Source organism: Blastomonas sp. UPD001 (genome assembly GCF_003426715.1).
Lineage (GTDB): Bacteria > Pseudomonadota > Alphaproteobacteria > Sphingomonadales > Sphingomonadaceae > Blastomonas.
In genome coordinates, this window is record NZ_QKVT01000001.1 from 591,654 (window position 1) to 598,263 (window position 6,610).

General features: G+C 66.5%; 6 protein-coding genes. All 6 read left to right on the forward strand.

Annotated features, from left to right (window positions below; translation table 11 throughout):
- A partial coding sequence (gene radA, locus DM995_RS02790; protein ID WP_116968424.1) for a DNA repair protein RadA occupies positions 1-1,286 on the forward strand: 1,286 nt, incomplete at its 5' end.
- Positions 1,287-1,297: 11 nt separating this feature from the next.
- Positions 1,298-1,801 (forward strand): CvpA family protein, encoded by a 504-nt coding sequence (locus DM995_RS02795; RefSeq protein WP_066276610.1) that lies wholly within the window; start codon positions 1,298-1,300, stop codon positions 1,799-1,801.
- Between the two features lie 20 nt (positions 1,802-1,821).
- The gene (locus DM995_RS02800; RefSeq protein ID WP_116970297.1) at positions 1,822-2,256 is read left to right on the forward strand and encodes an iron-sulfur cluster assembly scaffold protein; all 435 of its coding nucleotides are present in this window, start codon (positions 1,822-1,824) and stop codon (positions 2,254-2,256) included.
- Between the two features lie 4 nt (positions 2,257-2,260).
- Positions 2,261-4,051: a monovalent cation:proton antiporter-2 (CPA2) family protein gene (locus DM995_RS02805; protein ID WP_023837748.1), complete on the forward strand. Its 1,791-nt coding sequence runs from the start codon at positions 2,261-2,263 to the stop codon at positions 4,049-4,051.
- 74 nt (positions 4,052-4,125) lie between these two features.
- On the forward strand, positions 4,126-4,404 hold the full coding sequence (locus DM995_RS02810; RefSeq protein ID WP_116968426.1) for a hypothetical protein: 279 nt from the start codon (positions 4,126-4,128) through the stop codon (positions 4,402-4,404).
- A 122-nt stretch (positions 4,405-4,526) separates the two neighbouring features.
- The coding region (gene secA, locus DM995_RS02815) for a preprotein translocase subunit SecA (RefSeq protein ID WP_116968427.1) at positions 4,527-6,610 on the forward strand (2,084 nt) is incomplete at its 3' end.

Sequence of the window (6,610 nt, forward strand, 5' to 3'; positions counted from 1 at the left end):
CGCTGGTCGAACAGGCCGCGCCCACCGCTTTCTCGGCCCGCCACGACCTGCAAACCGGCGGGCAGCGCATCCAGCTCGCGCGGCTCGATGCCGCGGTCGAGCTGCCGCCGCGCATCTCGACCGGCATTGCCGAATTCGACCGCGCGCTGGGCGGCGGGCTGGTCGCGGGATCGGCGACGCTGATGGGCGGCGATCCGGGCATCGGCAAATCGACCCTGCTGCTCCAGGCCTCGGCCAACATGGCGCGCGCAGGCCATGCCATCGTCTATATCAGCGGCGAGGAAGCCGCCGATCAGGTGCGGCTGCGCGCGATGCGGCTGGGCCTGGCCGACGCGCCGATCGACCTCGCCTCGGCGACATCGGTGCGCGACATCCTGACGACGCTGCGCAGCATGGAATCGCCGGTGATGCTGGTGATCGATTCGATCCAGACGATGCACAGCGACCTGATCGAGGGCGCGCCGGGTACGGTCAGCCAGGTGCGCGCCTCGGCGCAGGAACTGATCCGCTATGCCAAGGACAGCGGTTGCGCGGTGATCCTGGTCGGCCATGTTACCAAGGACGGCAATATCGCGGGGCCGCGCGTGCTCGAGCATATGGTCGACACGGTGATGAGCTTCGAGGGCGAGCGCAGCCATCAGTACCGCATCCTGCGCTCGATCAAGAACCGCTTCGGCGCGACCGACGAGATCGGCGTGTTCGCGATGGAAGAGGCGGGGCTGTCCGAGGTCGGCAACCCGTCGAGCCTGTTCCTCAGCGACCGCGACGCGCAGATGCCGGGCACCTCGGTCTTCCCCGCGCTCGAGGGAACGCGGCCGGTGCTGGTCGAGATCCAGGCGCTCACCGTGCGGCTGTCGAGCGGGGCAACGCCGCGCCGCGCGGTGGTCGGCTGGGATTCGGGACGGCTGGCGATGGTGCTCGCGGTGCTCGAGGCGCGCTGCGGGCTGAGCTTTTCCACCGCGGAGGTCTATCTCAACGTCGCGGGCGGCTATCGCCTGTCCGATCCCGCCGCCGACATGGCGGTGGCGGCGGCGCTTGTCTCGGCGCTGTCCGAGCGGCCTTTGGGCTCGGGCACGATCGTGTTCGGCGAACTCGCCTTGTCGGGCGAGCTGCGTCCGGTGGCGCATGCGGGCCTGCGCCTGCGCGAGGCGGCGAAGCTGGGCTTCGAAAAGGCGCTGGTCCCCGCCAGCGTGACCGCGAAGGCCTCGGGCGATACCGGCGGGATGCGGCTGTCTTCCTATGCCCGGCTGGCAAATCTCGTTGACCAACTGCTGGGGCGCAACTAGCGGTTCAGGCCATGACCGCATTCGATGTCCTTGTCCTCACGCTGCTTGCGGGCGGCGCGATTCTGGGTTTCCTCAACGGCTTCGTCTATGCTGCGATCTCACTGATCGCCTGGGTGGCGGGCATCTTCGCGCTGCGGCTGTTCCACGCGCCGGTGACAGCGCTGCTCAAGGAGCCGGTGGGCAATGACGCGGGCGCGGCGGCGCTGGCGCTGGTGGGCATCTATCTCAGCGTCTATCTGATCGGAAAGCTCATCGCGACCACGCTGCGCAGCCGGACACGCAAGTCGGTGCTCGGCCCGATCGATCGCGTGCTCGGTTTCGGCTTCGGCGCGGTCAAGGGGCTGATCCTGGCGACGCTGACCTATCTGCTCGTCACCATGCTGCACGGCATCGTCTGGCCGAACGAGGGCCAGCCCGAATGGATCACCGACAGCCGCACCTATCCGCTGCTCAACGCCAGCGGCACCGCACTGGTCGACCTGTACGACTATCAGCAGACGCTCGGCGATGAGTGAGCCGCGCCGCCGGGGCCGTCATGGCTGAGGTGCTGTACACGCCCGCGATCCTCGCGCTCGCGGTGTCGCTCGCCGATCACCCGCTGACCGACGATCTGCCGCACCGCGCCGAACTGCGCTCGCAAAGCTGCGGATCGGTGGTGAAGGTGGGGCTGGCGCTCGATGGGGAAGGGCAGGTCGAACGCTTCGGCGTTCAGGCGACCGCCTGCGCGCTCGGCCAGGCCTCGACGGCGATCCTCGCAGGCCATGTCGCGGGGCAGGGCAGCGACGCACTGGTGGCGGCGCGCGACGATCTGGCCGCGTTTCTGGCGGGCGAGCGCCCCGATCCGGGCCGATGGCCGGGGATCGAGCATCTCGCCTCCGCCTTGCCTTATCCCGCGCGGCATGGTTCCATCCTGTTGCCCTGGCGCGCGACGGTCGCCGCGCTCGACCTTTCGGCCCGAACGGACACCTGAACGCATGGAACATGGCGGCGATATCTTCCTCTCGGGCACGGTGCTGCTCGCCGCGGCGCTCGCGTTCGTGCTGGTGTTCCGCAGGCTCGGGCTCGGCGCGGTGCTGGGCTATCTGGTCGGCGGGATCATCATCGGGCCGCAGGTGCTCGGGCTGGTCGCCGATCCCGAACTGATCGTCGGTTTCGCCGAGATCGGCATCGTGCTGCTGCTGTTCCTGGTCGGGCTCGAACTCGCCCCGGCGCGGCTGTGGCAGTTGAAGCGCGACATTTTCGGGCTCGGCATGAGCCAGGTGGTGGTGTGCGGGCTGGTGCTCGCCGGGTTCGTCTTCCTCGTCACCGGTTCGACCTGGGGTGCGGCGCTCGGCCTCGGCCTGCCGCTCGCCCTGTCCTCGACCGCACAGGTGCTGCCGCTGCTGCAATCGCAGGGGCGATTGAACACCCCCACCGGCGAGCGCGCCTTTTCGATCCTGCTGTTCCAGGACCTGTCGATCGTCCCGCTGCTGACGATCATCGCCGCGCTGTCGCGCGCGCCGCAGACCGGGCCGCAGACCCCGGGCTGGCTGCTCGCGCTCTATGCGGTCGCCGCGATCGGCGGGCTGGTGATCGCCGGGCGCTATGGCCTGGCGCCGCTGCTCAAGCTGATCGGCAAGGTGGCGGAGCGCGAGCTGTTCATCGTCGCGGGATTGTTCGCGGTGTTCGGCAGCGCCGCGCTGATGCACTCGATCGGGCTGTCGGCGGCCCTGGGCGCGTTCATCGCGGGCGTGATGCTCGCCGATTCGCCCTTCCGGCACGAGCTCGAGGCCGATATCGACCCGTTCCGTTCGATCCTGCTCGGATTGTTCTTCCTCGGCGTCGGCATGATGCTCGATATCGGCGTGATCATGGCCGACCCCTTGTTCGTCATCGCGATGGCGCTGGCGCTGGTGGCGATCAAGGTCGCGATCATCTTCGGCATCGCCAAGGCGTTCGGCATGGAAAACCGCGCCGCCTTCGTACTCGGCCTGCTGCTCAGTCAGGGCGGCGAATTCGCCTTCGTGCTGTTCGCCGAGGCGCAGGCGGCGCTGCTGATCGAACCTGCCGCCGCGAGCCGGTTCGGCGCGATCGTCACGCTGTCGATGGCGACCACGCCGTTCCTGATGTTGACGACGCGGTTGTTCGGCGGGGTGCGCGGATCGGGCACCGAGGACATGGTCGATCCCGAACAGGCGCGCCAGTCGAACGCGATCGTCATCGGCCATGGCCGGTTCGGCCAGGCGGTGGCGCAGATCTTCGCCGGTGCCAGCATTTCCGTCACGCTGATCGATATCAATCCCGACCAGATCCGATTGAGCGGCGAATTCGGCCGCAAGGTCTTCTATGGCGACGGCACGCGCATTGACCTGTTGCGCCGCGCCGGGGCGGAACAGGCAGGCGCGCTGCTGTTCTGCATGGACGACAAGGATTTCGGGCCCGACCAGATCGCGCCGATCGCGCATGCCTTTCCCGACGCCAAGATCTTCGTGCGCGCCAACGACCGGCGCCAGCTGCTGTCGCTCAAGCTCGCGCCGATCGCGGCGGCGCAGCGCGAGCTGTTCGAATCCTCGGTCAAGCTCGCGCACACCGCGTTGCTGCGCACCGGCATTGATCCGATCGTCGCCGATCGGGTGGTCGAGGAATTCCGCCGGCGCGATTGCGAGCGGCTGGAACTCCAGATGGAGGCCGGCAGTATGAGGGCAGGGATGCACCTGAGCTTCGGCGCGGTGGACTCGGAGGCCTTCGACCCTCAGGCGCTGGGGTCCGAACCCGAACAGGCATGACCGTGCGCGCAAGACCATGGACGAACGGCGTGCCATTGCCTATGTAACCGGCTGATCAGGATGACCCAATTTTCGTGAAACTGCTTCTCGCCCTGCTTGCGCTGCTGACCGGGTTCTCGGTGAGCGACGGCGTTCGCCTTGCCGAGCCGGCCATGGCGGCGGGCAATGGCGTGGTGCGCGACTCGCAGATCCTGGCCGAGGACCGCCAGGTCGCGATCAGCGCGGCGGTGCTGCTCGTCGCCACGCTGCTGCCGCTGGTCATCGCCCTGCGGCCGAGCCAGCATCGCCTGATCGCGCGCACGATCCGCGTCGCGCCGCTTACCGTCCATCGCTCGGACCGGCTGCTCCAATAAACCCTGCCTGCGGCGCGTCCCGCGATGCGCCCACAGCCCCGTCCTGACCGGGGACCGCCAGACCTGCGCGCCTGCGCCTGGCTTTCGATCCATTTTCACAAATTTTCCAAGGAATTACCGCCATGCTCGGCGCCATTGCCAAATCGCTTTTCGGCTCTGCCAACGACCGTTACGTCAAAGGCCTGCTCAAGATCGTCGACAAGATCAACGCCTTCGAGCCGCAGATATCCCCCATGTCCGACGAGGAACTGCGCGACCAGACGCTCAAGTTCCGCGCGCGGCTCGAAGCGGGCGAGACGCTCGACGACATCCTGCCCGAAGCCTTTGCCACGGTCCGCGAAGCCTCGATCCGCACGCTTGGCATGCGCCATTTCGACGTGCAGATGGTCGGCGGCATCGTGCTCCATCGCGGCGAGATCGCCGAAATGCGCACCGGCGAGGGCAAGACGCTGGTGGCGACGCTCGCCTGCTATCTCAACGCGATCGAGCGCAAGGGCGTGCACGTCGTCACGGTGAACGACTATCTCGCCGCGCGCGACGCCGAATGGATGGGCCAGGTCTATCGCTTTCTGGGGCTCACCACCGGCGTGATCGTGCCCAATCTCAACGAGACGCAGCGGCGCGAGGCCTATGCTGCCGACATCACCTATGCGACCAACAACGAGCTCGGCTTCGATTACCTCCGCGACAACATGAAGCACGAGCGCAGCCAGATGGTGCAGCGCCCTTACAATTTCGCGGTGGTCGACGAGGTCGACTCGATCCTGATCGACGAGGCGCGCACCCCGCTGATCATTTCCGGCCCGACCGACGACAAGTCAGAAATGTACATCGCGGTCAACGCGATCGTGCTCAAGCTCGACGAGGCCGATTACGAGAAGGACGAGAAGTCGCGCTCGGTGATCCTGACCGAGGACGGCACCGAAAAGGCCGAGCGGCTGCTTGAAGAGGCCGGCCTTCTGGTCGGCAGCAACCTGTACGACGTCGAGAACACCCAGATCGTCCACCATCTCGATCAGGCGCTCAAGGCCAATGTGATGTTCAAGCGCGACATCGACTATATCGTCAAGGACGACCAGATCGTCATCATCGACGAGTTCACCGGGCGCATGATGGATGGCCGCCGCTGGTCGAACGGCCTGCACCAGGCGGTCGAGGCGAAGGAAGGCGTGCAGATCAAGCCCGAGAATCAGACGCTCGCCTCGATCACCTTCCAGAACTATTTCCGCATGTATCCCAAGCTTTCGGGCATGACCGGCACCGCCGCGACCGAAGCGGCCGAATTCTTCGACATCTACAAGATGAACGTGGTCACCATCCCGACCAACAACCCGATCCGCCGTATCGACGAGGAGGACGAGTTCTACAAGAACACGACCGACAAGTTCCAGGCGATCGCCAAGGCGATCCGCGAGAAATACGAGACCGGCCAGCCGGTTCTGGTCGGCACCGTCTCGATCGAGAAGTCGGAAATGCTGTCCGAGTTCCTGCACAAGGAAGGCGTCAAGCACAGCGTGCTCAACGCGCGCTTCCACGAGCAGGAAGCGCATATCGTGGCGCAGGCGGGCCGTCTGGGCGCGGTGACCATCGCCACCAACATGGCGGGCCGCGGCACCGACATCCAGCTTGGCGGCAATGTCGAGTTCCGCATCGATGACGAGCTTCGCGACATGCCCGAAGGGCCCGAGCGCGATGCCGCGATCGAGCGGATCAAGGCCGAGGTCGCCGCCGAGAAGCAGCAGGTGCTCGATGCCGGCGGTCTGTTCGTGCTCGGCACCGAGCGGCACGAGAGCCGCCGCATCGACAACCAGCTGCGCGGCCGTTCGGGCCGTCAGGGCGACCCTGGTCTGTCGCGCTTCTATCTCTGCCTCGAGGACGATCTGCTGCGCATCTTCGGCCCCGATACCCTGTTCTCGCGGATGATGAAGAACAACCTGGCCGATGGCGAGGCGATCGGCTCCAAATGGCTGTCCAAGGCGATCGAGACCGCGCAGAAGAAGGTCGAGGCGCGCAACTACGACATCCGCAAGCAGGTCGTCGAATATGACGACGTGATGAACGATCAGCGCAAGGTGATCTACGAACAGCGCGCCGAGATCATGGACGCCGAAGCGGTCGACGATGTTGTCGCCGATATGCGCGCCGACACGGTCAACGCGATCGTCGGCGAGGCTTGCCCGCCGGGAAGCTATCCCGAACAGTGGAA